This window comes from Streptomyces sp. NPDC091281, assembly GCF_044757425.1.
GTDB lineage: Bacteria > Actinomycetota > Actinomycetes > Streptomycetales > Streptomycetaceae > Streptomyces.
This window is the reverse complement of record NZ_JBIVUY010000001.1, coordinates 909,176-934,089: the sequence shown is the minus strand read 5'-3', so window position 1 is coordinate 934,089 and position 24,914 is coordinate 909,176. Positions and strand designations below refer to the sequence as shown.

Genomic DNA, 24,914 nt, shown 5'->3' with positions numbered 1-24,914 from the left:
GCGGTCAGTCCAAGTCGATGCGTTGGCCGGGGCCGGTGCCTCCGTCGTCGTCGCGCGGGGCGTCCGGGGCGGTGCCGTCGGGGGCCGCGGGGCCGCCGGTGCCGGGGCCCGGATCGCTCGCGCGGGCGGTCCAGCGCTGCTCCTGCTGCTGGACCGCGGAGCGGTAGGCGGCGAGGATCTCGCCGCCCGCGGCGGCGAGATGGTCGAAGACGTCCGGGTTGCGCTCGATCACCGGCTCGACGGCCGCCTTGGCCTGCTGCACGACCTGACGGACCATCTGCTGGGCGGCGGGCCCGGCGACGGCGCCGAGGAGCGGCGACTGGAGGCCGGAGAGCCGGTCGGCGACGGTGTCGACGAGCTTGCGCAGTTCCTCGGCGGCCGAGGCCTGCGGCGCGCCGTGCTCCGCGCGGCGGCGGGCCTTCTCGGCCGCCAGGTCCTCGGCGCAGGCGGTCGCCCAGGCATCGGCGTCGAAGGCCTGCTCCGCACCCGCTTCCCCCGGAGGGCGCTGTTCGCTCATGACGGACTCCTGACTACGGTTCGTCCCTACGACGTTACCCGAACGGCGCAGACGTGTTCAGCGGGTGCGCGGCCACAGCGCGGGATCGGGCGCGAACCGCACGCGCAGCTCGCCGTCGCGCAGCCCGGCGCCCTGCACGGTGCAGCGGCGCAGCGCGGACGGCAGCGGCACGATCCGGCGGAACGGCCCGGCGGTGACGACGAGTTCGTCGCCGCGGCGCACGAGGTCGAGGGTGTCGCGTACGGCGCCGGGGAGCGGGATGCGCCACTCGTACAGGGGGACCTCGGCACCGTCCGGGGCGCTGGTGGGGCCGCCGGTGACGGGCCAGGCGACCGGGCCGGTGGCCCCGGCGGCGGGTACGGCGAGGGCGGTGAGGTCGTCGGTGCCGCGGGGGTCGTGGCCGAGGTGGGCGACGGGCCGGGCGTCGGGCCACTCGTCGAGGAACTTGCGCTGCTGCGCGTAGGGGCGGGCCGACCAGCCGCCGTCCGCCTCCTCGGGCAGCACCCGGTTGGCGACCAGCGCCTCGACGGGCAGACCGCGCAGGGCGAGGCCGAGCCGGGCGTCACGGACCGCGTCGGCCCCGGCCGGACCCGGTTCGGCGACGAGGCGTACGGCGGTGGCGCGGTCGGCGAGGACGGCCTCGACGGCGGCGAGTTCGCCGTCCCAGCGGGCGGCCGTCTCGTACAGCCACTCGGCGGGCATGGGGACCCCGGCGAGGCGGCCGAGGACAGGGCGCAGGGCGCGGGCGGCCTGGCGTTCCGGGGGCAGCAGACGGCGCAGGTAGCGGCGCAGTTCCTCGGGGAGGGCGAGCAGGGCGAGGGCCTGTGGGGTGGGGGGCAGGTCGACGACGAGGAGGTCGTGGCGTTCGGCGAGGGCGGCGTCGCGCAGGGCGCGCAGCAGGGTCAGTTCCTCGGCGCCGGGCAGCGGGGTGACCTCCTCGGGGTCGAGGCGGGCCGCGCCGAGCAGGTCGAGGACGGTGGTCGCGCGGTCCTGGAAGCCGGTGAGGTCGTCGCGGAACCCGGCGGTGGCGTCCGGACGCCAGGCGGTGAGGCCGGGCGCGGCCCGCACGGGGGCGGGGCCGGTGGGGACGCCGAGCGCGGCACCGAGGGTGTCGGTGCGGTCGGCGCTGAGCACGAGGGTCCGGGTGCCGGACGCTGCCGCCAGGTGGGCGGTGGCCGCGGCGACCGTGGTGCGGCCGGTGCCGCCCGGACCGGTGATCAGGAGGGTGCGCATGGGGGTGAACGGTAGTCGAGCGGGGGGTGCGGGCCCGGGTGGAGGGGTGCCGTCGCCTCGTGCGGGCGGGCGGGGGCTGCCGCCCCCACGCCCCCGCTTCGGCCTGAACGGGCCTCGTCCTCGAACGCCGGACGGGCCGCGAAAGAGGCTAGTGGGACTCGACGCGCTTCTTCAGGCCGGCCAGGGCGCGGTCGATGATGACCTTCTCCGCCTTGCGCTTGATCATGCCGAGCATGGGGATCTTGACGTCGACGGTGAGCTGGTAGGTGACCTCGGTGCCGCCCGCGCCGGCGGGCTTGAGGAGGTAGGAGCCGTCGAGGGAGCGGAGCATCTGGGACTTGACGAGGGTCCAGGAGACCTCGTTGGCGCCGGTCCAGGTGTAGGCGAGGGTCTGGTCGTCCTTGATCGCGCCGGCGTCCATGACCAGACGCACCTGCTCGGCGCGGCCGGCGGCGTCGGAGGCGAGGACCTCGGCCTCCTTCACCTCGCCGGTCCAGTCCGGGTACCGGGCGAAGTCGGCGATGACCGCCATGACCTCGGCGGGTGCCGCCTCGATGGTGATGCTCGAACTGGTGTATTCCGCCATCGTGGTGGCTCCTCCAGACGCGGGCCGCTCAAGAGATCCGAGAGCACGGGGTGCGCGAGCGGGCGCACGCGGGTGCAGCGTGAAGGCTACCGCGCGCCGACCTGCTGTCTTGACGCCGAGGGCGGCCCGGCGCCGCGGGGCACCGCTGCCGCCCCGGTCTCACCACTCCAGTGCCCACGGCTTCCCGGTGCCCGCGAAGTGCCCGACGTTGACGCACTCGGTGGCGCCGATCCGCATCCGCCGGACCAGGGGCTGGTGGACGTGGCCGAAGAGGGCGTAGCGGGGGCGGGTGCGGCGGATGGCGTCGAGGAGGGCGAGGCTGCCGCGTTCGAAGCGGCGGGCGACGGTGTCGTAGACGAGTTCGGGGACCTCGGGCGGGATGTGGGTGCACAGGACGTCGACCTCGCCGACGGCCTCGATCTTCGCCGCGTACTCCTCGTCGCTGATCTCGAACGGGGTGCGCATCGGGGTGCGCAGGCCGCCGCCGACGAAGCCGAAGACCCGGCCGCCGATCTCGACGCGCTGGCCGTCGAGGACGGTGGTGCCGGGTCCGGCGTACTCGGACCACAGGGCGGGCATGTCGACATTGCCGTAGGTGGCGTACGTCGGGTCCGGGAAGGCGGCGAACAGCTCGGCGTACTGCTTGCGCACGGCTTGCTCGATCACCGCGGCGCGGTCCCCGTCGACGCCGCCCCACAGGCGGGCGCCCAGCTCGCGGGCCTCGGTGAAGCGGCGGGCGGTGCGCAGGGCGACGAGGCGGTCGGCGTTCTCCTCGCCGAAGAGGTCGGGGAAGATGCCGCGGGAGTGGTCGGCGTAGTCGAGGAAGAGGACCAGGTCGCCGAGGCAGATCAGGGCGTCCGCGCCCTCGCCCGCGCAGGCCAGGTCGCGCGCGTTGCCGTGCACGTCGCTGACCACGTGGACGCGGGTGCGGGGACGCGCGGGCCCCGCGGGCGGGCCGGCGGGCGCGGGCGGTGTGGGTGCCATGGCGATCAAGGGTAGGTCGGTAGGAGGCGGGTGAACAGGGAGGCCCGGCGGTGGCCCGGCGCCCCCGGGGTTACTGGCCGGTCACTTCGCGGGTCGACTACCGTACGCGGTGGAACACCCATCTGTGTGACGCAGCGAACATCTCGCCGGGACCCCCTGTCGGAGACCGATACCGGCGGGTAACGTCCGGGCAGTCCAGTCGTGCTCAGTGCTTCAGGGTTTCGGCCACTGAACGCCCGAGCATCTGACCGAGCCTTGGACCGCACCGTCGCATCACACAACGTCGTGGCGCCGGCGCCCTATGAGGAGCAGCAGTCTTGCGCGAGTTCAGCCTTCCGGCTTTGTACGAGGTCCCCGCGGACGGCAACCTGGCCGACATCGTCCGCCGCAACGCCGCGCAGCATCCCGATGTCGCCGTCATGGCCCGCAAGGTGGACGGGGTGTGGCAGGACGTCACCGCGACCGCCTTCCTGGCCGAGGTGTACGCCGCCGCGAAGGGCTTCATCGCGGCCGGGGTGCGGCCGGGCGACCGGGTCGGGCTGATGTCGCGGACCCGCTACGAGTGGACGCTCCTCGACTTCGCGATCTGGTGCGCGGGCGGGGTGACCGTGCCGGTGTACGAGACCAGCTCCGCCGAGCAGGTGGCGTGGATCCTCGCCGACTCCGGGGCGACCGCGTGCGTGGTCGAGCTGGACGCGCACGCCGCGTCCGTCGCGTCGGTGCGCGGGTCGCTTCCGGCGCTGGAGCACGTGTGGCAGATCGAGGGCGGCGGCGGACTCGCGGAACTGGTCGCGCTCGGCCGGGACGTCACGGACGGGACCGTCGTCGAGCGGGCCTCGCAGGCCACCGCCGACGATCCGGCGACCATCGTCTACACCAGCGGCACCACCGGGCGGCCCAAGGGCTGTGTCCTCACCCACCGCAGCTTCTTCGCCGAGTGCGGGAACGTCGTGGAGCGGCTGCGCCCGCTGTTCCGCACCGGCGAGTGCAGCGTGCTGCTGTTCCTGCCGCTGGCGCACGTCTTCGGACGGCTGGTGCAGATCGCGCCGATGATCGCGCCGATCAAGCTGGGCACCGTCCCGGACATCAGCACCCTCACCGACGAACTGGCCTCGTTCCGGCCGACGTTGGTGCTGGGCGTGCCGCGCGTCTTCGAGAAGGTCTACAACTCGGCGCGCGCCAAGGCGCAGGCCGACGGCAAGGGCGGCGTCTTCGACAAGGCGACCGACACGGCCATCGCGTACAGCAAGGCGCTGGACAGCGCGTCCGGTCCCTCGCTCGGGCTGCGGATCAAGCACAAGGTGTTCGACCGGCTCGTCTACAGCAAGCTGCGCGCGGTGCTCGGCGGGCGCGGCGAGTACGCCATCTCCGGCGGGGCGCCGCTCGGCGAACGCCTCGGCCACTTCTTCCGGGGCATCGGCTTCACCGTGCTGGAGGGCTACGGCCTGACGGAGTCCTGCGCGGCGACCACGTTCAACCCGTGGGACCGGCAGAAGATCGGCACGGTCGGTCAGCCGCTGCCCGGTTCGGTGGTGCGGATCGCGGACGACGGCGAGGTGCTGCTGCACGGCGAGCACCTGTTCAAGGAGTACTGGAACAACCCGGAGGCGACCGCGGAGGCGCTGGCCGACGGCTGGTTCCACACCGGCGACATCGGCACCCTCGACGAGGACGGGTACCTGCGGATCACCGGCCGCAAGAAGGAGATCATCGTCACCGCGGGCGGCAAGAACGTCGCCCCGGCCGTGATCGAGGACCGTATCCGCGCGCACGCGCTGGTCGCCGAGTGCATGGTGATCGGTGACGGGCGGCCGTTCGTGGGCGCGCTGGTCACGCTGGACGAGGACTTCCTGGGCCGGTGGGCCGCCGAGCACGGCAAGCCCGCCGGGTCCACCGCGGCGTCGCTGCGCGAGGACGCCGACCTGCTGGCGGCCGTCCAGTCGGCGATCGACGACGGCAACGCCGCGGTGTCGAAGGCGGAATCGGTGCGGAAGTTCCGCATTCTCTCCTCCCAGTTCACTGAGGACTCGGGCCACCTCACCCCGTCGCTGAAGCTGAAGCGCAACGTCGTGGCGAAGGACTACGCGGCCGAGATCGAGGCCATCTACCAGAAGTAGGGCGGCGCGTGCCGGTGACGGTACGGCGGTCGGCTCATGGCGCGGTGTCCTCGGCGAGGACCCGCGCCATCGTGCGTTCCGCGAGGGCGGTGATGGTGACGAACGGATTCACGCCGATCGACCCCGGCACCAGCGAGCCGTCGGTGACGTACAGCCGGGAATAGCCCTTCACCCGGCCGTAGTCGTCGGTCGACCTCCCCAACACGCAGCCGCCCAGCGGGTGGTAGGTGAAGTCGTCGGCGAAGACCTTGCTCGGGGTGCCGAACAGGTCGTAGCGGTAGATCGTCGCGTTGGCCGCGTTGATCCGGTCGAAGAGCCTCTTCGCCATGGCCACGGAGACGGCGCTCTGGGCGGGGCTCCAGCCGAGCGAGAAGGTGCCGCCCGAGTAACGGAACGCCGCCCGTTCGGGGTTCCTGGTGATCGCCAGGTAGAGGCTGATCCAGTGCTCCAGGCCCATCGGCAGCGGGGCGATCTCCGCGAAGACCGGGTTGGCGGTGTTGGCCCAGTCGTCGATGCCCATCACCGGCATCGTCGCCTGGTTCGCGCCCACGGTGTCCCAGAGGTGGTTCGCGCGGCCCAGCATGACGTTGCCGTTGGTGCCCCAGCCGGTGCCGACGCTCGGGTCCAGATCGGGCAGGGTGCCCGTCTCCCGTGCGCGCAGCAGGAGTTCGCTGGTGCCGAGGCTGCCTGCGCCGAGGAAGAGGTACGTGCAGCCGTACTCCCTGGTCTCGACGACCCGGCCGGTGGTGTCGATGCGGTCGGCGGTCAGGACGTACCCGCCGTCCGGGGCGCGGGTGACGGCCCGCACCTTCTCCAAGGTGTGGAGGGTGACGTTGCCGGTGCCGAGGGCGGCGGCGAGGTAGGTCTTGTCGAGGCTGCGCTTGCCGTGGTTGTTGCCGTAGATGACCTCCCCGGCCAGCGCCGACTTCGGGGCCGTGCCCGCCGCCTCGCGCTGCATGTGGCCGAAGTCGTAGACGTTCGGCACGAACGTGGTGCGCAGGCCCGCCCGTTGGGCGTGCTTGCGGGAGACGCGGGTGAAGCGGTACCAGTCCGTCGCCTCGAACCAGGCGGGGTCGATGGAGTTGACGCCGAGCATGGCGCGGGCGCGCGGGAAGTACGTGCCGTACATCTCCGCGGTGTCCACGGTCGGGAACTGCTCCGCGAAGTACGCGGCGGGCGGGGTGACGGCCATGCCGCCGTTGACGAGGGAGCCGCCGCCGACGCCCCGGCCGACGAAGACCGACATGTTCGCGAAGCGGACGCGGTCCAGGACGCCCGGATGGAGGCCGATGTCGCGGTTGACGAGGTCCAGCCAGAGGAACGTGGAGAGCGGGGCCTCGGTGCGGGTGCGGAACCAGGTGGAGCGCTGGTCGGGGGCGCCGGTCGAACAGAAGACCTTGCCGTCGGGGCCCGCGGTGTTCCACAGGGCGCCCATCTCCAGGACGAGGGTGCGGATGCCTGCCTGGCCGAGGCGGAGGGCGGCCACGGCGGCGCCGTAGCCGGAGCCTACGACGATCGCCGGCGCGGAGTCGACTGCGTCGGGCTCGGCGGCGGGGTCTGCGGCGTGGGCGGAGGTGAGGGTGACTCGGGTGAGGCCGAGGGTGGCTGCGGACTGGAGGGCGGCCATGCCGAGGATGTGACGTCTCGTCAGGAGACGTCGGGGGGATGGCGGGGGTGGGGGCGGTGGGGGCTCGGCGTGTAGCTGACGCTGCGTCAGGTCTGGTGTCATGGGGGGAGCATGGGCCGGATTCGGGCATTCGGCTAGCGCCTGCGGCGCTTTGGCCGGGGGGTGGGGATGGGGGGCGTGGGGGTCTGGTGCCCGGGGGGCGGGTGAGGTGCGCGGTTCCTCGCGCCCCCGAGGGGGTCGCTTGGCGCGGGGGCCTGTTGGGAGGTGCCCCTCGGGGCAGGGGCCGTGCGCGGTTCCCCGCGCCCCCAGGATGGTCTGCTTGGCGCGGCCCCTGCCGGGAGGCACCCCCGGTGCACGGGCCGTGCGCGGTTCCCCGCGCCCCCAGGATGGCCTGCTTGGCGCGGCGCCTGCCGGGAGGCACCCCCGGTGCACCGGCCGTGCGCGGTTCCCCGCGCCCCCGAGATGCTCGGTCAGAGGAGGGTTTTCAGGGATTCTGCCAGGAGGTCCCAGCGCCAGCGTTCCTCTACCCAGGTGCGGCCTCTTTGGCCCATGCGGGTGCGGAGTTCGGGGTCGGCTAGGAGGGTGGTGATGCGGTCGGCGGTGTCCTCGGGGGAGTCGCCGCGGACGACCCAGCCGGTCTCGCCGTCGAGGACGGCGTCGGGGGCGCCGCCGGAGTCGCCCGCGACGACGGGCAGGCCGGTCGCGGAGGCCTCCAGGTAGACGATGCCCAGGCCCTCCACGTCGAGGCCGCCGCGCCGGGTGCGGCAGGGCATGGCGAAGACGTCCCCCGCGCCGTAGTGGGCGGGCAGCTCCGACCACGGGACCGCGCCCGTGAAACGCACCGAGGCGGCCACCCCGGTCGACTCGGCCAGCGCGCGCAGGTCCTTCTCGTACGGGCCGCCGCCGACGATCAGCAGCACGGTGTCCGGCTCGGCGGCCAGGACGCGGGGCAGGGCGCGGATCAGGGTGTCCTGGCCCTTGCGGCGGACCAGGCGGGAGACGCAGACGACGACCGGGCGGTCGGTGAGGCCGAGGCGGGCGCGTACCGCGTCGCCGCCGGAGCCGGGGTGGAAGGTCTTCTCGTCGACGCCCGGCGGGAGTTGGACCATCCGCCCGGCGGCCTCGGCGCTCAGCGCGCCCGCGATGCGGGAGCGGGTGTACTCACCGAGGTAGGTGATCGTGTCCGTCGCCTCCCCGATCCGCCCCAACAGCTGGCGGGCGGCGGGGAGTTGGGCCCAGCCCGCCTCGTGGCCGTGCGTGGTCGCCACCAGGCGCTCGGCTCCGGCCCGGCGCAGCGCGGGCGCCATCAGGCCGAGCGGGGCCGCCGCACCGAACCACACCGCCGTGCACCCGTGCTCGCGCAGCAGTCCCGTGGCGCGCCGGGTCACGGCGGGCGTCGGCAGCAGCATGGTCGTACGGTCGCGTACGACGGTGAAGGGCTGCTCGGCGTCGAAGGCCGCCGTCGCCTCGGCGCCCTCCCGGCCCCGCTTCCAGGTGGAGGCGTAGACGACGATCCGGTCGGGGTCCAGCCGGAGCGCCATGTTGTGCAGGAAGGCCTGGATGCCGCCGGGGCGGGGCGGAAAGTCGTTGGTGACGATCAGGGTCTTTCGCATCGCCGCCGACCCTACCCCCACCAGCCGGAACCCCTCGGCTCCCGCCAGGGCCGCGGGGAACCGCGCGCCTCCCCCACCCCCACGGGCACTCTCAAAGCCCCCCGCCACACCCCCGGCCTACCCCAGCTCATCCCGGAGGTACGTACGCCACCGCGCCGTGAAGTCCGCAAGGTCGACGCCGAGGACCTCCCGCAGCGCCCCTTCCACCGCCCCCGCCCGCTTCCCCCGCTCCCCCACCGCGCGGTAGAACGCGTCGAGCCGTCCCTCACCCCACCGCTCGGCGATCATCCGGCAGGCCAGCCAGCCGCCCTCGTAGGCCCGCGCCAGCCGCCCCGCGTCCCCGGTGAAGCCGAAGTCGCCGTCGGGCGGCAGCGCGGTCGGTTCCTGCCCGTCGCGCAGGGCCTTCTCCAGCTCGGGGGCGGCGTCGCGCGGGGTGCGCCCGGTGCCGCGGTAGCCGACCCAGTCGGCGTAGCCCTCGGAGAGCCACAGCGGGGTGGCCGCGTTGGTCGCCGTCCGGGTCGCCACGTGCGTCGTCTCGTGGGTGAGGACGACCTGCCGTCCGGCCGCGCCGAGCAGCCCGTACGCCTCGGGGTTGACGATGATCCGGTCGGCGGGCGCGCCGGGGCCGCCGCCGGTCTCGCCGGTGGTGACGGCGGCGATGCCCCGGTAGTCGGCGGCGGGCGCGGCGAGCAGCGCGGCCATGCCGTCCAGGGTGTCGGGGACGAGGACGAGGACCCGGCGGGGCCAGCGGGGGCCCCAGGCGTCGGTGACGGCGGGCACGGCCCGGTCGGCGAGGCCCGCGACGGCCTTCTGGGTGCGCAGCCGCTCCGCGGACCCGCCGACGCCGAGCACGAGGCTGTGCGTGCCGCGTACGGCGGTGACGGTGCCGCGGTCCCACAGCTGCTCGCCGGTCTTCGGCGCGGGCCGCTCCCCGGTGACCCGCCACCGCCCGGCGGGATCGCGGACGAGCCGCAGGACGCGGTCGGTGGTGACCGGCGCCCGGTCGTACCCGGCGATCCGGTAGCGCAGTTCGGCGTCGGCCCGCAGCGCGTCGCCGCCGCTCCCCGGACCGTCGTCGTGCACGGCGGTGACCCGGTAGGACCAGGCGGCCAGGGGCACCGCGCGCAGCCGGTCGTACCCGGCGGGATCGCCGGTGGCGGCCCAGGCGGCGGCGTCCCGGTCCAGGAGGGCGGCGGCCCGGCGGTCCAGGACGTCCTGGACGGCGGTCCGGGTGCCGTCGGCGGCGGGCCGCCCGCCGCAGCCCGCGACGAGGGCCGCGAGGAGCGCGGCGACGAGGAGCAGGGCGAGGCCCGCGGCGGTGTGCCGTCCCGGTGCCCGTCCTCGCCCGTTCATCCCGCTGATCGTACGGGGGCGCGCGGGGCCGCGGCCGGGGCTCCGGGGAACCGGAAGGCGCCGGTCAGGGGCGGGTGACCGCCGAGACGGGCATCATGCCGACCGGGTCGTAGCGGACCGGCGCGCCGGGGTAGGGGGCGTGGATGACCTGGCCGTCGCCGACGTACATGCCGACGTGGCTGGCGTCGGAGCGGTAGGTGACGATGTCGCCGGGGCGGGCCTGGGAGAGCGGGACGCGGTGTCCGGCGTGCGCCTGGGCCTGCGAGGTGCGCGGCAGGGAGACCCCGGCCTGCGCCCAGGACCACTGCACGAGGCCCGAACAGTCGAAGCCGGACGGCCCGTTGGCGCCCCAGACGTACGGTCTGCCGAGCGCGGAGCGGGCCGCGGCGAGGGCGGCGCCCGCCCGGCCGGAGGCCACCGCGCCCGGCTCGGGGAGGTCGGCGCGGCCGGAGCGGGAGGCCCGGTCCCAGGCGGCGCGCTCGGCGGACGGCAGGGAGTTCAGCAGCCGCCGGGCCTCGGCGAGCTTCTGCTCGACGGTCCGCTTGTGCCGGACGACGGCCTCGCGGTTCTTCTCCAGCTCGCCGAGCTTGCGGGTGGCCTCGGCGCGTTCCTGGGCGAGGTCACGCAGGGCACCCTGGAGTTCGCGCAGCTCACCGGCCTGGTGGGTGGTGATCCGGTCGAGGGCGGAGGCCCGGTCGAGGTAGTCCTCGGGGTCGTCGGAGAAGAGCAGCGCCACGGACGGGTCGAGGCCGCCGGTGCGGTACTGGGCCCCGGCGAGCGCGCCGAGCCGCCCGCGCAGGTCGTTGACGCGTTCCTGCTGGCGGGCGATGCGGTCCTGGGCGGCGCCGACCTGGCGGCGCAGCGCCGCGGCCTTCTCCCCGGCCTCGTTGAAGGCCTCGGTGGCCTTCTCGGCGGCGGTGTGGAGCCGGTCGACCTCGGCGCGGGTGTCCTCGTGCGGGGCCGCGCCCGCGGGTACGGCGGTGGTGGAGACGGCGCCGAGGGCGGCGGCCGTGGCGGACAGGACGCAGAGCGCGCCCCGGTCGAACCCGGACGGTGCGAGGCGGCGATGGGAGCCCACGGGAGACCGCGCTCCTTCCACTGGGGACGGGGAAACGCGGGTGACAGTAGCCCCGCCACCGGGGCCCTTCCAAAGACCCTCGCGGGCACACACGGTGACACCCCGCCCTCGACGCAGGTCATGGGCGGGGTGCGGGGTCGGTTCCGGTCGGTGTGATTCGCCCGTTCGGGCGGCATGGTGTCGTGATCTTGCCGCCGGATCGGACCCGGAAGCCGGGCGACGGGCGAGCGCGCGGGCACGGACGCCCGAGTGCCCGGACGGCCGTACGCTCAGGCGCTCGGATACCCAGGCGCTCAGGGGCTCAGATACGGACGCCGAACTGGAACGGCATGTTGTTGATCGACTCGTACCGGACGACGGTGCCGCTGCGCGGGGCGTGCAGCACCTGGCCGTTGCCCGCGTAGAAGCCGACGTGGTGCAGGTCGCCGTAGAAGATCACCAGGTCGCCGACCTTGAGGTCGGACTGGGAGTAGATGCGCGTCCCGGCGTTGGCCTGGGCCTGCGAGGTGCGCGGGATGCCGACGCCGGCCTGGGCGAAGGCCCAGGAGGTCAGGCCCGAGCAGTCGAAGGAGGACGGGCCGGTGGCGCCGTAGACGTACGGGGTGCCGATCTTGCCCTGCGCGGCCTGGAAGGCGGCCATCGCGCGGCCGGAGCCGGGGGTGCCGTTGCCGAGGTCGACGCGCTCGGTGGCGGAGCGGCTGGCACGCTGGTCGGCGGCGGCGAGCGCGGCCTTCTCCTTCGCGGTCAGCGTGTTGAGGAGGGTCTGCGCCTCGGCGAGCTTGCCCTGGACTTCCTTCTTCTTCTTGCCCAGTTCGGTCCGCGTGGCGGAGAGGTCCTTGAGCTTGTCCGAGGCCTCGGTGCGGTCCTGGGCCAGCTCGCGCTGCTTCTCCTGGATCTTCTTCAGCGCCTCGACCTGCTGGGCGCTGAGCTGGTCGGCCGCGGAGGCCTTGTCCAGGTAGTCGTCCGGGTTCGAGGAGAGGAAGAGCTGGAGGGAGGAGTCGATGCTGCCGGTGCGGTACTGGGCGGCGGCCGCCAGGCCTATGGAGTCGCGCAGCTCGTTGAGCTCCTCCTGGCCGCGGGCGACGTTGTCCTGGATGGCGGAGATCTCCTTCTGGAGCTTCTCCTGCTTCTCCTTGGCGCCGTTGAACTTCTCGGTCGCCTGCTCGGCCTCTTCGTAGAGCTTGTCGACCTTGGACTTGACCTCGTCCTTGCCGGGCTTCTCACTGGGCGCGGCGTTGGCGGCCTGCGCGCTGAGGGCGACGGCGGCGGCGGCCGCGGTGGTCAGCACGGTCACGCGCGTGCGACTGGGCTGCTTGGGTCGACGGTGGGACGCCACGGAGGACGAGCTCCTTCATGTGAGTGATCACTCGTGCGGAGGTTCGAAGGCTGACCCTAGTGACCCGTCCGTGATCACTTCAAATCCTCGCGCGGAAAAATTCCGTGACGCCATGCATTCTTTACACCCAACTCACGTGCGGTGATGCCCGATTGACGCTACGTTGCGTGACGATTGCAGCAAATCGGGCATGCGGGGCGTTCGTCGGCGGAATCAGGTCAGGCGCTTCAGGAGTACCGCAGAAGCGACAGGCCGGGCACCCGCCTTGGCGATCCCGTCGGCCACCTCGCGGTCGGTGGAGGCGACGATGACCGGGCGGCCGGGCGGCTCGGCGCGCACCAGCCGCCGGATCAGCTCGTCGGCGGTCACACCGGGCTTGGAGAACAGCACCCGCACCCCGCGCGGCGGCGCCAGCAGTACCGGCGCGGCGAGTTCGGCGCCGTCGAAGACACAGGTGACCTCGGCGCCGGTCTGCGCGGCGAGTTGGGAGAGCTGGCCGAGCAGCCGCAGCCGCTGCTTCTCCAACGGCATCTGCGGATAGCCGGTCTTGGTGACGTTGTAGCCGTCGACGACGAGGTGGGCCTGCGGCAGCGCGAGCAACTGGTCCAGGATCGCCGGGTCGTTCTCGGACAGGGCGCGGGTGGCGATGTCCTTCGGTGTCATCCGGCCCGGCTCGACGGCGTCGACGGTCTCCGCGGGCCGCACCGACACGGGTGGCAGCGCCAGTTCGCGGCGCAGCCCCTGGGCGGCCTCCAGCACGGTGTCCAGCAGCAGCCGTACGCGCATGTCCTCGACGCTGCGCCCCTCGCGGGCGGCCCGCCGGGTGGCCTCCAGGGCGGCCTCCGCCTCCCCGAGCCGGGTCTTGAGGCGCCGGGTCTCGCTCTCGGCGGCCGACACCTGGGCCTGGCCCTCACCGCGCACGGCCTCCATCTCGGCCTGGAGCTTGCGCAGGGCGGCCTCGCCGCGCTTGACGTCGCTGAGGGCCGAACGGAGCTTGCGGTGCAGGGACTCGGCGTCCCGCTTCGCCGTGTCGAGTTCGGCGCGCAGCCGTTCGGTCTCGGCGCGGGTCTGCTCGCGGGCCTGACCGAGCTGTTCGCGCAGCCGGTCCAGTTCGGCGCGGCTCTCCTCGTCGGCCCGTTCGGCGTCGGCGCGCTGCGCCTCCTCGCCCGCGGCGGTGACGAGCTTGACCCAGCCGGTGGGGCGCAGGACGAACGCGGCGGCGGCCACGTCGAGCGGGTCGGCGGCCGGGGGCGGCGCGCCGGAATCGAGGGCGCCCGTCAGTTCGGGCTGGGCCTCGCGGAACTTCTCGGCGATGCGCTGCCGGAACAGGGGGTCCGTCTCCAGCGCCGCGGCCATGGCGTTGCCCGCGAACTTGGCCCGCCGGTTGGGGGCGAAGCGGGCGTACTGCCGCAGCTGGGCGGGGAGTTCGGAGACGGTCAGGCCGCCGAAGCCGTCCGAGACGATCTGGACGACCCGGCGGCGCACGCCGTCGGGCAGCGGACGGTCGAGCACCTCAGCGGCGCCGTCGTTCGGCCCCCCGCCTGCGCTCTCCACCATCCGTCACACCCCACTAGCTGTGCGGGGCCCGCTCCCTGTCAGGAGCCGGCGCCCGGCCTGTCCACGAGTTCCACCTGGTCCACGGCGTTGCACCAGCGGCACCGCACCGACTCGATGGTCTCACTGACCACCTCGCGCTCCTCCACCTTCGGCTCACCGGCGAGGTCGAGGTGCACGTACTCGACGACCTTCGACGAGCGCGTCACGTCGAACCGCGTGAGGTTGCCGCAGAGGGTGCAGCGCCACCGCGTGGCGGCGGTCGGCAGGGGAACCGTCATCGTGACTGTCCGCTCTCTCTCAGATCGTGACGCGTACGTACAGTGTCCGCCCTCGGGGAGGCAGGTGCGTCCAAGGCTCCCCGGAGCGTGTGGCTCGTAACCCTAAGGCCTGGTGGGGACTCGCCGCCCGTCCGTCCACGGCGGCGAGGCGGTGACGGGTGGTACGTCCGGTTACGTCATGCTCTGTAGCCATGTTCAGCAACTGGAACGGGCCGCTGCTCCGGGCGGCCCGGCGCCCCGCCGCGCCCGTGACGTACGGCCTGATCGTCCTGTGCTGCCTGGTCTTCCTGGCCGGGCCCGCGTCGGGTCTGCACCCCGCCCACGGGACCGGTGCGGAGGTGGCCCTAGCGCAGCGGGCGTACTTCCGCCGCTGGGGCGTCGTCCCGGCGGACCTCTTCGCGGACGCGCCCGGCGCCGCCCTCACCCCGCTGACGGCGCTGTTCCTGCACGGCAGCTGGGTGCACCTGCTGGGCAACATGCTCTTCCTGCACGTCTTCGGGGTGATGACCGAGCGGCGGATGGGCGGAGTGCAGTTCGCGCTGTTCTACCTGGGCTGCGGCGCCCTGGCGATGCTGGGGTACGCGGCGGCCAACGCCGAGTCCGAGCAGTCCCTGATCGGCGCGTCGGGGGCGATCTCGGCGGTGCTGGGCGCGTTCCTGTACCTGTTCCCCCGGGCGCGGGTGACGAGCCTGCTGCCGTTCCTGCTCTTCCTGCCGCTGCGCTTCCCGGCGTGGGTGGTGCTGCCCTTCTGGGCGGCGATCCAGTGGCTGGCGGCGGGCCGGGCCGGTTCCGGTCCGGGCGTGGCCTACCTGGCACACCTGCTCGGCTTCGGTCTGGGCCTCGGCTACGCGTGGGCCCGCTTCGGAGGGCCGACTAGAGTGCAGACAGCCCCGGCACCCGGGACAGCCTCGGCACCCGGGACCGCCCCGGAGCCCGAGACCGCCCCGGAGCCCGAGACCGCCGCAGCACCGCGGACAGCCCCCGCTCCGTCCCCCGAGGGAGAGAACCAGCCGTGATCACCGCGATCGTCCTCATCAAGACCAGCGTGGACCGGATTCCCGAGATCGCGGAGTCGATCGCCTCGCTGGAGTCGGTGAGCGAGGTGTTCTCCGTGACCGGCACCTACGACCTGATCGCCATGGTCCGCGTCCGGCAGCACGAGGACCTCGCCGAGGTGATCCCGGGCCGGATCAGCAAGATCCCCGGCGTGGAGGGCACCGACACGCACGTGGCGTTCCGCACCTACTCCCAGCACGACCTGGAGGCCGCGTTCGCCATCGGGCTGGACTCGTAGGGCCCGGCCGCGACACACCGGAGGGGGGCGCGGTCGGCCGCGCCCCCCTCGGTCGTCGTCGCGGCGGCCGTCCGTCCGGCCCGCCGGATCAGCCGACGGCCGGCACGCAGCGGCCGTCCTCCGTGCGGTACCGCCACTTCGCGCCCTCGCGCACCAGTTCCCGCACCGCGGTCACGAAACGCTCGACGTGCTCGTCGGGGGTCCCGGCGCCGAAGCTCACCCGGATGGCGTTGAGGGACTTCTCGCCGGGCGCCGCCTCGGGCGCGCCGCACTCGCCCTGGGTGCCGGGGTCGCTGCCGAGCAGGGTGCGCACCAGCGGGTGGGCGCAGAACAGGCCGTCGCGGACGCCGATGCCGTACTCGGCGGAGAGCGCGGCGGCGAAGTGGGAGCTGTTCCAGCCCTCCACCACGAACGAGATCACGCCGACCCGGGGCGCGTCGTCGCCGAACAGCGACAGGACCCGCACCTCGGGCACCTCGGCGAGGCCCGCGCGGACCGTGGCGATCAGGTACTCCTCACGGGCGACGAGGGCGTCGAAACCGGCCTCGGTGAGCGCCTTGCAGGCGGCGGCGATGGAGTAGGCGCCGATGACGTTCGGGGAGCCCGCCTCGTGCCGGGCGGCGCTGTCGTGCCACTCCACGTCCACTCCCCCGTCGGTCCGGCGGGTGACCCGGCGGCTGGCGCCGCCGCCCGCGAGGTACGGGTCGGCCGCGCGCAGCCAGTCCGCGCGGCCCGCGAGGACCCCGGCGCCGAAGGGGGCGTACAGCTTGTGGCCGGAGAAGGCGACCCAGTCGACGTCGAGGTCCTGGACGGAGACCGGGTGGTGCGGGGCGAGCTGGGCGGCGTCCAGGACGATCCGGGCGCCGTGCGCGTGCGCGGCGGCGGCCAGCTCCCGCACCGGCCACAGCTCGCCGGTGACGTTGGAGGCGCCGGTGACGCAGACCAGGGCGGGGCCGTGCGGGTCGCGGGCGGCGAGGGCGCGCTCCAGGGTGGTGACGGCCTCGGCGGGGGTGCGCGGGGCGTCGAGGTAGGTGACGCGGGCGTCGCGCCAGGGCAGCAGCGAGGCGTGGTGCTCGGTCTCGAAGACGAAGACCTGGCAGTCGGCGGGCAGCGCGGCGGCGAGCAGGTTGAGGGAGTCGGTGGTGGAGCGGGTGAAGACGACCTGGTCGTCGGCGCGGCAGCCGAGGAAGTCGGCGACGGTGCGGCGGGCGTTCTCGAACAGGTCGGTGGAGAGCTGGGAGAGGTAGCCGGCCCCGCGGTGGACGCTGCCGTAGTAGGGGGCGTACGCGGCGACGTCGTCCCAGACCCGCTGGAGGGCGGGGGCGCTGGCCGCGTAGTCGAGGGCCGCGTAGGTGACCTCGCCGCCCGTCACCAGCGGGACGGTGACGTCCCGGCCGAGGACGGGCAGCGGGCCACAGGCGGCGGGGGCGTCGGCGGCGGGCACCTCGGCGGAGGAGGCGACGACGACGGAAGCGGTGGCGGAGGCGGCGGCGGGGGCGGTGCGGGCGGCGGCGGAGGTGGCAGCGGACATGGCGAACTCCCGTTCGTGGCAGGCGGTTTCACCGCGCGAGCGGGCATGGCTCAAGCGCGGGAGACACGTGAAGGCGTGCGGAAAAAGGGGGATGCGGAGGCGGGGCTCTGCGGCCCTATCGCATTCGCTTGCTCACGGGGTACTCCTCCGAGGACCAGGACCCCTGGTGCTCACTCCGAGGAGTAAAGGGGTCCGCGCTTGCCGCAGACCTCGCTGCCTACGGCCTGGTCTTCACCCGGGGCACCCCGCCACGGACGGAGGGTTGCCGGACAGTCGGCCGGGGCCTCATGACTGTCGCTCATGACCTGGTACAGCATCTTGCCACACGATCATGGGAACGCAAGACGCGGTCCGGATGGTGGACCGCGCCCCGCGTTCCCGCCGCGCTCAGGCGTGGGTGGCGGCCGCCCAGCGGGCCAGGGTCTGCTTCGCGGCCCCGGAGTCGATGGACTCGGCGGCCCGCGCCATCCCGTCCCGCAACTGCTCGGCGAGCGGCGCCCCGGTGGGGTCGAGGGCGACGAGGGCGGCGGCCGAGTTCAGCAGGACGGCGTCGCGCACCGGGCCCTGCTCCCCGTCCAGCAGCCGGCGGGCCACGCCCGCGTTGTGGGCCGCGTCGGCGCCGCGCAGCGCCTCCACGGGCACCAGGTCGAGGCCGACGTCGCGCGGGTCGAAGCTCTCCTCGGCGACCTTGCCGTCCCGCACCACCCACACCCGGGAGGTCGCGGTGGTCGTCAGCTCGTCGAGTCCGTCGTCGCCCCGGAACACCAGCGAGGAGTGGCCGCGTTCGGCGAAGACGCCCGCGACGATCGGCGCCATCCGCGGATCGGCCACCCCGACCGCCTGGGCCCGTACCCGGGCCGGGTTGGTCAGCGGACCGAGCACGTTGAACACCGTGCGGATGCCCAACTGGCCGCGGGCGGCGCCCGCGTGACGCAGCGCCGGGTGGAACCTGACGGCGAAGCAGAAGGTGATCCCGGCCTCCTCGGCGACCTCCGCGACCCGCTGCGGGGTCAGGTCGAGGCGCACGCCGAGCTGCTCCAGGACGTCGGAGGCGCCGGAGGCGGAGGACGCGGCCCGGTTGCCGTGCTTGACGACCTTGGCGCCGGTCCCGGCCACCACGATCGAGGACATCGTGGAGATGTTCACCGTCTTGGCGCCGTCGCCGCCGGTGCCGACGATGTCGACGGTCCGGCCGGGCACCTCGATCACGTTGGCGTGCGCGTACATCGCGCGGACCAGGCCGTTGATCTCCTCGACGGTCTCGCCCTTGGCGCGCAGCGCCACCACGAAGCCCGCGATCTGGGCGTCGGTGGCCTCGCCGCGCATGATGCGGTCCATCGCCCAGGCGGTCGCGTCGGCGCTCTGGTCCCGGCCGTACAGCAGGGCGTTCAGCACCTCGGGCCAGGAACGGTCCGCCGCGGTGTCGCCTCCTGCGGGGGTCACAGCGCTCATCAGCCGCTCCTGGGTCAGTGTCGTCCCGCCGTACGGGACCCGTGTCTCGACGGGGTCCACCCTATCCAGCCCCGGACAGGGCGAAGGGCCCCGTCCGGGGTGCGGACGGGGCCCTTCGCGCACTGCGTGGCGACGCAGCGGTGAACCGGTGATCAGGCGGTCAGGGGATCAGTGGTGGCCGTGGCCGCTGGTGATCTCCTTGTACTCCTCGACGGTCGGCTTCGGGATCTGGCTCTCCTCGCCGAAGTACGACTTGCTGAGCTTGACGCGGGTCTTCTCGATCGGCGACACCTTGCGCTCGACACCGTTCTCGTCGACCGTGGCGCCGATCTCGGCGGGCGCGTACTGCTCGTGCGAGGTGAGCGTGTACAGCGCCTCCTGGCTGAGCGGCTCGTGCACCTCGATGAACTCACCGTGCGGCAGGCGCTTGATGGTGCCGGTCTCGCGACCGTGCAGCACCTTGTCCTTGTCGCGGCGCTGGAGGCCCATGCAGATCCGCTTGGTGACCACGAAGGCCAGGACCGGTCCGACGAAGAAGCCGATCCGGACGAACCAGGTCACCGCGTTGATCGACAGGTGGAAGTGGGTCGCGACGATGTCGTTGCCACCGCCGATCAGCATGATGACGTAGCCGGTCACCCACGCGACACCGAACGCCGTACGGGTCGGGGCGTTGCGCGGGCGGTCCGCGATGTGGTGCTCGCGCTTGTCGCCGGTGACCCAGGACTCGATGAACGGGTACAGGGCGATCACACCGAGGAAGAGACCGAACAGCACCAGCGGGATGAACACGCCCAGGACCAGGGTGTGGCCCCAGAAGTTGACCTCCCAGCCCGGCATGGCGCGGATCAGACCCTCGGCGAAGCCCATGTACCAGTCGGGCTGGGCGCCGGTGGACACCTGGTCCGGACGGTAGGGGCCGAGCACCCAGATCGGGTTGATCGAGGCGATGCCGGCGAGGGCCGCGATGGCGCCGAAGACCAGGAAGAAGAAGCCTCCGGCCTTGGCCATGTAGACCGGCAGCAGCGGCATGCCGACGACGTTCTTGTTGGTGCGGCCGGGGCCCGCGAACTGGGTGTGCTTGTGGTAGAAGACCAGGATCAGGTGGCCGACCACGAGCCCGAGCATGATGCCCGGCAGCAGCAGGATGTGGATCGAGTAGAACCGCGCGACGAAGTCGCCGCCCGGGAACTCCCCGCCGAACAGGAACATCGAGATGTACGTGCCGACGATCGGCGTGGACAGGATCGCGCCCTGGGTGAAGCGGACACCGGTGCCGGAGAGCAGGTCGTCCGGGAGCGAGTAGCCGGTGAAACCGGTGAACATGCCCAGGACGAACAGCAGGAAGCCGAACAGCCAGTTGATCTCACGCGGCTTGCGGAACGCGCCGGTGAAGAAGACGCGCATCATGTGCACGAACATGCCCGCGAGGAAGATCACCGCGGCCCAGTGGTGGATCTGCCGGATCAGCAGACCACCGCGCACGTCGAACGAGATGTGCATCGTCGAGTTGAACGCCTCGGACATCAGCTGTCCCTGCAGCGGGACGTAGCTGCCGTGGTACTCCACCTCGTTCATCGACGGGTGGAAGAACAGCGTCAGGTACACACCCGTGAGGATGATGATGATGAAGCTGTAGAGGCAGATCTCACCCAGCATGAAGGACCAGTGGTCCGGGAAGATCTTGCGCATGTTGGCCTTGGCCAGGGAGTAGATCCCCAGCCGACCGTCGGCCCAGTCGGCGACCCGCTCGCCTGCGGGTGCCTTGCGGCGGTCGTCCTTGTTGCTCATCCGCGCTCCCAGAAGGCAGGACCGACGGGCTCCGCGAAGTCGCCGAGCGCCTCGAGGTAGCCCTCGTCGTTCACGCCGATACGCAGCTGCGGCAGGGCGTGACCGGCGGGGCCGAAGATCACCCGGGCACCGTCGGACAGGTCGAAGGTGGACTGGTGGCAGGGGCACAGCACGTGGTGCGTCTGCTGCTCGTACAGCGAGATCGGGCAGCCGACGTGGGTGCAGATCTTCGAGTACGCCACGATGCCCTCGTGCGACCACTCGAGTTCGCGCTTGTCCTTGATGTTGTCCGGCTGGATACGGACGATCATCAGGGCGGCCTTGGCGATCTCGGTCTGGAAGTCGTGGTCGTCCTCCTCCAGGCCCTCCGGCTTGGCGAAGGTGAGGGAACCGACCGCGACGTCCGAGGGACGCAGCGGCTCGTTGGTGTTCATGTTGACCAGGAGCTTGCCCTTGGCCCACAGGGTGTGGCGCAGCTTGTCCTCGGGCAGCGGCCCGAGGTCGCGCAGCAGGACCACGCCGGAGAGGGGGACCAGCGCCAGCGCACCGAACATCGTGTTGCGGATGAGCTTGCGCCGGCCGAGGGCCGACTCCTCGGCACCGTCCCGGAAGTCGGCCATGACCTTGGCCTTGACCTCGGGCGAGGCCGCGATCGGGTGACGCTCGTCGGCGACCTCCACGTCGGACATCAGGGTGCGGGCCCAGTGGACCGCGCCCGCGCCGATGCAGAAGAGGGCGGCGCCCAGGGTCATGCCCAGCGCGAAGTTCAGCGCGCTGATGTGACCGATGGGGAAGATGAAGACCGACTTGTCGTGCGGGATCGCCACGTAGGAGGCGATGAAGCCGACGGTGGCCAGCATCGAGAGCGTGAACAGGAACGCGACCGCGCGCTCGGACCGCTTGGCGGCCCGCTCGTCGATGTCCTGGATCCGGTGCTCGTGGGGCGGCAGTCCGGGGTCGGCGAACGGGTTCTTCTCGTCCGCTACGACGCCTACGGAACCGTGGGCGTGGCCTGCCTCGGCGGGCAGGTTCTCTTCTGGGATGTCTTGGCTGCTCATGACTTCTTGGCCTTTGCGGTCCGGGCGGCGACCCACACGGCGACGGCGATCAGACCGCCGAGACCGAAGATCCAGCCGAAGAGGCCCTCGCTGACCGGCCCGAGGCCGCCCAGTTCGAGACCGCCGGGGCTCTCGGTGTCGGAGCTGTTGACCGCGTCCAGGTACGCGATGATGTCCTTCTTGTTCTGCTCCGACAGGGTGGTGTCGGGGAACGAGGGCATGTTCTGCGGGCCGGTCTGCATGGCCTCGTAGATGTGCTTCGGGTCGACGCCTTCCAGCGTCGGCGCGTACTTGCCCTTGGTCAGGGCGCCGCCCTTGCCGGTGAAGTTGTGGCACTGCGCGCAGTTCGTGCGGAACAGCTCACCGCCCTTGGCGATGTCCGCGCCCTCGGCGCCGTACTGGGCCTCGGTGGGGACGGTCGGACCGGCGCCGAGCGAGGCGATGTACGCGGCGAGCTGGTCGATCTCGGCCTGCGAGTAGATGTTCTTCTTGGACGGCACCTGGGCGCCCTGGGAGGTCGCGGCCGGCATACGGCCGGTGGCGACCTGGAAGTCGACGGCCGCGGCGCCCACGCCGACCAGGCTGGGTCCGTCGGAGGTGCCCTGACCGCCGGTGCCGTGGCAGCTGGCGCAGCCTACGGCGTAGAGCTTCTTGCCCTCTTCGATGGCGAGGGACTGGGCGGTTTCGTCTGCCTGCGCCTTGCTCGCGGGCGCGAGCGTGGCGTACAGCCCCCCGGTGCATGCCAGCGCGAGGAGTAGGACGACGAGCGCCGCCATCGGATGGCGTCGTCGTGCGGAGAGCTTTTTCACGGATTACCCCGGTGTCAGGATCTTCTGCGTCGGTGCGTCTGGGAAGGGTGCGGGATCGGACCCGGCTACTTGATCATGTAGATCGTGGCGAAGAGGCCGATCCAGACGACGTCGACGAAGTGCCAGTAGTAGGACACGACGATCGCCGCGGTCGCCTGGTCGTGCGTGAACCTCTTGGCCGCGTAGGTGCGCCCGAGGACCAGCAGGAAGGCGATGAGGCCGCCCGTCACGTGCAGGCCGTGGAAGCCGGTGGTCAGGTAGAACGCCGAGCCGTACGGGTCCGAGGAGAGCGAGAGCCCGTCCTTCTTGACCAGTTCGGTGTACTCGTACACCTGACCGCCGATGAAGATCGCACCCATGATGAAGGTGACGATGAACCAGCCCCGGAGCTTCTTCACGTCACCGCGCTCGGCGGCGAAGACGCCGAGCTGGCAGGTGAGGGAGGAGAGCACCAGGATCGTGGTGTTCGTCGCCGAGAACGGGAAGTTCAGGGCGTGCGCCATTTCCTTCCAGTGATCGGGACCCGTCACCGATCGCAGGGTGAAGTACATCGCGAAGAGGGCCGCGAAGAACATCAGCTCGGAACTCAGCCAGATGATGGTTCCGACACTGGTGAGGTTCGGCCGATTGACCGACGGGTGCGCGTGCCCGGTTTCTACTGTCGTTGCTGTCGCCACGACCGACATTATGTCGGTCGCTTATCCCGCCCTCACTCCGGGGGGTGCCGTTCGGGGTGTCCGCCCGTCGTGTACTGCCCGGATGGCCCATCGCAGGCGTGTTCGCACAGGTGTTGACGCGGTGTCCGGGGGAGTAGCATCCGCCCCATCGGTACCCGGGAAAGTTCCACTCCAATGACGCGGAGGAACCATGCAGGCGACCGCCACGGTGCTGGTCTACAGCGACGACGCCAACACCAGGGAGCAGGTACGGCTGGCCACGGGCCGGCGGCCGGCCCCGGACGCGCCCCTGGTGGAGTTCCTGGAGTGCGCCACGCCCGCCGCCGTCCTGTCCGAGCTGGACAAGGGCGGGATCGACGTCGTGGTCCTGGACGGTGAGGCCGTGCCCATGGGCGGCATGGGGATGTGCCGCCAGATCAAGGACGAGGTGTTCCGCTGCCCGCCGGTGCTGCTGCTCATCGGGCGGCCGCAGGACGCCTGGCTGGCGACCTGGAGCCGGGCCGACGCGGCGGTGACGCTGCCGGTGGACCCGGTGGAGTTCGCCGCGTCGCTGGCGGAACTGCTGCGCCGCAGGAACCTGCTGAGCGCCTGAGGGCGCGCTGGACGCCGGTAGGGGGCGCCGGACGGTACCGGCCGCCCCCTACCGGCGCGTAGCGCCGCACAGGGACGTCAGACGGCCGCCGGGGACAGCCGGGACGCGTCCTCGGGGACGCGCTGCTTGCTCCCTGTCAACGCGCTGCCCTCGCGCCACTTCTTCCAGTCGAGGTTCCAGTCGCCGAAGCCGTTGCCGAAGGTCTCCATCGTGTCGCCGTCGCTGTTGACGACCTGGACGACGTCCCCGGCGCGGACGTTGTCGAAGAACCACTCGGCGTTGTCGGTGCTCATGCCGGTGCAGCCGTGGCTGACGTTGGCGTAGCCCTGGGAGCCCACGGACCAGGGCGCGGCGTGCACGTACTCGCCGCTCCACGTCACCCGCGTGGCGTAGTAGACGGGCAGGTCGTAGGACTCGGAGGAGCCCTCGGCGATGCCGATGCTGGTCCCGCGCATCCGTACGAAGTACTCCTTGCCCAGGACGACCTTGACGCCGTTGCGGGTGTCGAAGCCCGGTTTGCCGGTGGTGACGGGGAGTTGCTTGACCTCCTCGTCGTTCCTGTACAGCGTCAGCGTGTGCGTGGCGGCGTCGGTGAGGGCGAGGACCTTGTCGCCGATGGTGAGCTTGAGGTCCTTGGCCTTGCCGCCCCAGAGCCGGGCGCCGACCTTGATGCCGTCGAGGTTGCTGTGCGCGCGGACGGTGGCGTGGGCGGGCCAGTACTCCTTGGGGCGGAAGTGCAGCGTCTTGTCGTCCACCCAGTACCAGGCGCCCTGCACGGCGGGCTTGGAGTCGACCTTGAGGGACCGTTCGACGACGGCGCGCTGGGCGGGGTCGGCTATCGGCTGGCTGAGGGTGGCGGTGACGGGCTGGCCGACGCCGTAGGTGCCCGCGTCGGGGCCGAAGGTGACGCCGAGGAGCTTCTTGGCGGTGGGCTTGCCGGTGTCGAAGGTGAGGGTGCGGCGGCCGGGGGCGCCGTCCTCGTCCTCGGTGCTGACGCGGACCGTGTAGGTGGCGTTCGCGGCGAGGGGTTCGGTGCTGTGCCAGCGGCTGCCGTCGGCGGAGAGTTCGCCCGCGAGGTAGCGACCGGTGGCGTCGCGGGCGGTGACGTCGGTGATCCGGTCGTCGTCGTCCTCGGCGCGGATCTCCAGGGGCTTGTCGGGGTCGGCCTTCTTGGCGTCGTCGCGGGGGCCGCTGAAGGAGATCCGGTCGGTCGCGTCGTAGGGCCGCGCGGAGAGCGGGTTGCCGTCCGAGCCGCAGGCGGTTCCGCCCGCGACCAGGGCGATCACCAGCAGCGTGCAGCTGACGACGGTACGGGGGCGGGGTTCGTGGCTCATGGCTTCACGCTAGGGAGCCCCCGCGGGCCCGGCGCGCGGGGAGACCCGGACGGCCTACGTCCGGTGCGGCGAACGGGTGAGCCCGGACCCTCCTGAC

The 24,914-nt window shown here is 72.5% G+C and carries 22 protein-coding genes and 1 riboswitch; of the genes, 4 read left to right on the top strand and 18 right to left on the bottom strand.

The features are described 5' to 3' along the window. Positions 1 to 4: 4 nt before the first annotated feature. The 4 genes from ACIQPQ_RS04090 to ACIQPQ_RS04075 all read right to left on the bottom strand — a co-directional run bounded on the left by ACIQPQ_RS04090 (position 5) and on the right by ACIQPQ_RS04075 (position 3,251). The gene (locus ACIQPQ_RS04090) at positions 5 to 517 is read right to left on the bottom strand and encodes a DUF5304 domain-containing protein (protein ID WP_401299368.1); all 513 of its coding nucleotides are present in this window, start codon (positions 515 to 517) and stop codon (positions 5 to 7) included. Positions 518 to 574: 57 nt separating this feature from the next. Next, positions 575 to 1,750 carry an ArsA family ATPase gene (locus ACIQPQ_RS04085; RefSeq protein WP_401299366.1) on the bottom strand — a complete coding sequence of 392 codons (1,176 nt, stop codon included), beginning with the start codon at positions 1,748 to 1,750 and terminating at the stop codon, positions 575 to 577. A gap of 148 nt (positions 1,751 to 1,898) precedes the next feature. Then, a complete protein-coding gene (locus tag ACIQPQ_RS04080) occupies positions 1,899 to 2,336 on the bottom strand; it encodes an SRPBCC family protein (RefSeq protein WP_383780395.1) in 438 nt (145 codons plus the stop codon). Between the two features lie 159 nt (positions 2,337 to 2,495). Continuing rightward, positions 2,496 to 3,251 (bottom strand): metallophosphoesterase, encoded by a 756-nt coding sequence (locus ACIQPQ_RS04075; protein WP_401299642.1) that lies wholly within the window; start codon positions 3,249 to 3,251, stop codon positions 2,496 to 2,498. A 386-nt stretch (positions 3,252 to 3,637) separates the two neighbouring features. Between ACIQPQ_RS04075 and ACIQPQ_RS04070 the strand changes: the two genes are divergently transcribed. Further along, entirely contained in the window at positions 3,638 to 5,437 is a 1,800-nt protein-coding gene (locus tag ACIQPQ_RS04070; RefSeq protein ID WP_401299363.1) for an AMP-dependent synthetase/ligase, read from the top strand. A gap of 34 nt (positions 5,438 to 5,471) precedes the next feature. Here the strand turns inward: ACIQPQ_RS04070 and ACIQPQ_RS04065 are convergent, their stop codons facing one another. The 7 genes from ACIQPQ_RS04065 to ACIQPQ_RS04035 all read right to left on the bottom strand — a co-directional run bounded on the left by ACIQPQ_RS04065 (position 5,472) and on the right by ACIQPQ_RS04035 (position 14,279). Beyond that, entirely contained in the window at positions 5,472 to 7,064 is a 1,593-nt protein-coding gene (locus ACIQPQ_RS04065; protein WP_401299360.1) for a GMC oxidoreductase, read from the bottom strand. Positions 7,065 to 7,534: 470 nt separating this feature from the next. After that, on the bottom strand, positions 7,535 to 8,677 hold the full coding sequence (locus ACIQPQ_RS04060) for a glycosyltransferase family 4 protein (protein ID WP_401299357.1): 1,143 nt from the start codon (positions 8,675 to 8,677) through the stop codon (positions 7,535 to 7,537). Positions 8,678 to 8,794: 117 nt separating this feature from the next. Further along, positions 8,795 to 10,030, bottom strand: a complete 1,236-nt coding sequence (locus ACIQPQ_RS04055) for a hypothetical protein (protein WP_401299354.1) — start codon at positions 10,028 to 10,030, stop codon at positions 8,795 to 8,797. Positions 10,031 to 10,094: 64 nt separating this feature from the next. After that, positions 10,095 to 11,108 (bottom strand): NlpC/P60 family protein, encoded by a 1,014-nt coding sequence (locus tag ACIQPQ_RS04050; protein ID WP_401299351.1) that lies wholly within the window; start codon positions 11,106 to 11,108, stop codon positions 10,095 to 10,097. Between the two features lie 301 nt (positions 11,109 to 11,409). Further along, on the bottom strand, positions 11,410 to 12,444 hold the full coding sequence (locus ACIQPQ_RS04045; RefSeq protein ID WP_383780382.1) for an NlpC/P60 family protein: 1,035 nt from the start codon (positions 12,442 to 12,444) through the stop codon (positions 11,410 to 11,412). Between the two features lie 213 nt (positions 12,445 to 12,657). Further along, on the bottom strand, positions 12,658 to 14,001 hold the full coding sequence (locus ACIQPQ_RS04040) for an NYN domain-containing protein (protein ID WP_401299348.1): 1,344 nt from the start codon (positions 13,999 to 14,001) through the stop codon (positions 12,658 to 12,660). A gap of 38 nt (positions 14,002 to 14,039) precedes the next feature. After that, on the bottom strand, positions 14,040 to 14,279 hold the full coding sequence (locus ACIQPQ_RS04035) for a hypothetical protein (RefSeq protein WP_020129990.1): 240 nt from the start codon (positions 14,277 to 14,279) through the stop codon (positions 14,040 to 14,042). A 191-nt stretch (positions 14,280 to 14,470) separates the two neighbouring features. Here ACIQPQ_RS04035 and ACIQPQ_RS04030 point away from each other — a divergent pair, with 191 nt between their 5' ends. Both ACIQPQ_RS04030 and ACIQPQ_RS04025 read left to right on the top strand, forming a co-directional pair. Further along, positions 14,471 to 15,295 (top strand): rhomboid family intramembrane serine protease, encoded by an 825-nt coding sequence (locus ACIQPQ_RS04030; RefSeq protein WP_401299344.1) that lies wholly within the window; start codon positions 14,471 to 14,473, stop codon positions 15,293 to 15,295. Continuing rightward, on the top strand, positions 15,292 to 15,573 hold the full coding sequence (locus ACIQPQ_RS04025) for an Lrp/AsnC family transcriptional regulator (RefSeq protein ID WP_383780374.1): 282 nt from the start codon (positions 15,292 to 15,294) through the stop codon (positions 15,571 to 15,573). Before ACIQPQ_RS04030 ends, ACIQPQ_RS04025 begins: the two co-directional genes overlap by 4 nt. A gap of 88 nt (positions 15,574 to 15,661) precedes the next feature. On the opposite strand, the gene ACIQPQ_RS04020 is transcribed toward ACIQPQ_RS04025, so the two are convergent. From ACIQPQ_RS04020 to ACIQPQ_RS03995, 6 genes are all read right to left on the bottom strand, one after another. After that, positions 15,662 to 17,104: an aminotransferase class V-fold PLP-dependent enzyme gene (locus ACIQPQ_RS04020; RefSeq protein WP_401299340.1), complete on the bottom strand. Its 1,443-nt coding sequence runs from the start codon at positions 17,102 to 17,104 to the stop codon at positions 15,662 to 15,664. Positions 17,105 to 17,293: 189 nt separating this feature from the next. After that, positions 17,294 to 17,410: riboswitch (SAM riboswitch) on the bottom strand. A gap of 81 nt (positions 17,411 to 17,491) precedes the next feature. Then, a complete protein-coding gene (gene trpD, locus ACIQPQ_RS04015; RefSeq protein ID WP_383780368.1) occupies positions 17,492 to 18,556 on the bottom strand; it encodes an anthranilate phosphoribosyltransferase in 1,065 nt (354 codons plus the stop codon). A 168-nt stretch (positions 18,557 to 18,724) separates the two neighbouring features. After that, positions 18,725 to 20,347, bottom strand: coding sequence for a cytochrome bc complex cytochrome b subunit (locus ACIQPQ_RS04010; RefSeq protein ID WP_383780366.1), 1,623 nt, complete (start codon positions 20,345 to 20,347; stop codon positions 18,725 to 18,727). Further along, entirely contained in the window at positions 20,344 to 21,405 is a 1,062-nt protein-coding gene (locus ACIQPQ_RS04005; protein WP_383780363.1) for a Rieske 2Fe-2S domain-containing protein, read from the bottom strand. Before ACIQPQ_RS04005 ends, ACIQPQ_RS04010 begins: the two co-directional genes overlap by 4 nt. After that, positions 21,402 to 22,214, bottom strand: coding sequence for a c-type cytochrome (locus ACIQPQ_RS04000; RefSeq protein WP_383780361.1), 813 nt, complete (start codon positions 22,212 to 22,214; stop codon positions 21,402 to 21,404). The genes ACIQPQ_RS04005 and ACIQPQ_RS04000 overlap by 4 nt, the downstream gene beginning before the upstream one ends. Before the next feature lie 65 nt (positions 22,215 to 22,279). Beyond that, positions 22,280 to 22,900 (bottom strand): heme-copper oxidase subunit III, encoded by a 621-nt coding sequence (locus tag ACIQPQ_RS03995; RefSeq protein ID WP_383780358.1) that lies wholly within the window; start codon positions 22,898 to 22,900, stop codon positions 22,280 to 22,282. A gap of 181 nt (positions 22,901 to 23,081) precedes the next feature. Between ACIQPQ_RS03995 and ACIQPQ_RS03990 the strand changes: the two genes are divergently transcribed. Then, positions 23,082 to 23,483 carry a hypothetical protein gene (locus ACIQPQ_RS03990; RefSeq protein WP_383780356.1) on the top strand — a complete coding sequence of 134 codons (402 nt, stop codon included), beginning with the start codon at positions 23,082 to 23,084 and terminating at the stop codon, positions 23,481 to 23,483. Between the two features lie 77 nt (positions 23,484 to 23,560). Here the strand turns inward: ACIQPQ_RS03990 and ACIQPQ_RS03985 are convergent, their stop codons facing one another. After that, positions 23,561 to 24,817 (bottom strand): Ig-like domain-containing protein, encoded by a 1,257-nt coding sequence (locus tag ACIQPQ_RS03985; RefSeq protein WP_401299334.1) that lies wholly within the window; start codon positions 24,815 to 24,817, stop codon positions 23,561 to 23,563. Positions 24,818 to 24,914 lie beyond the last annotated feature (97 nt).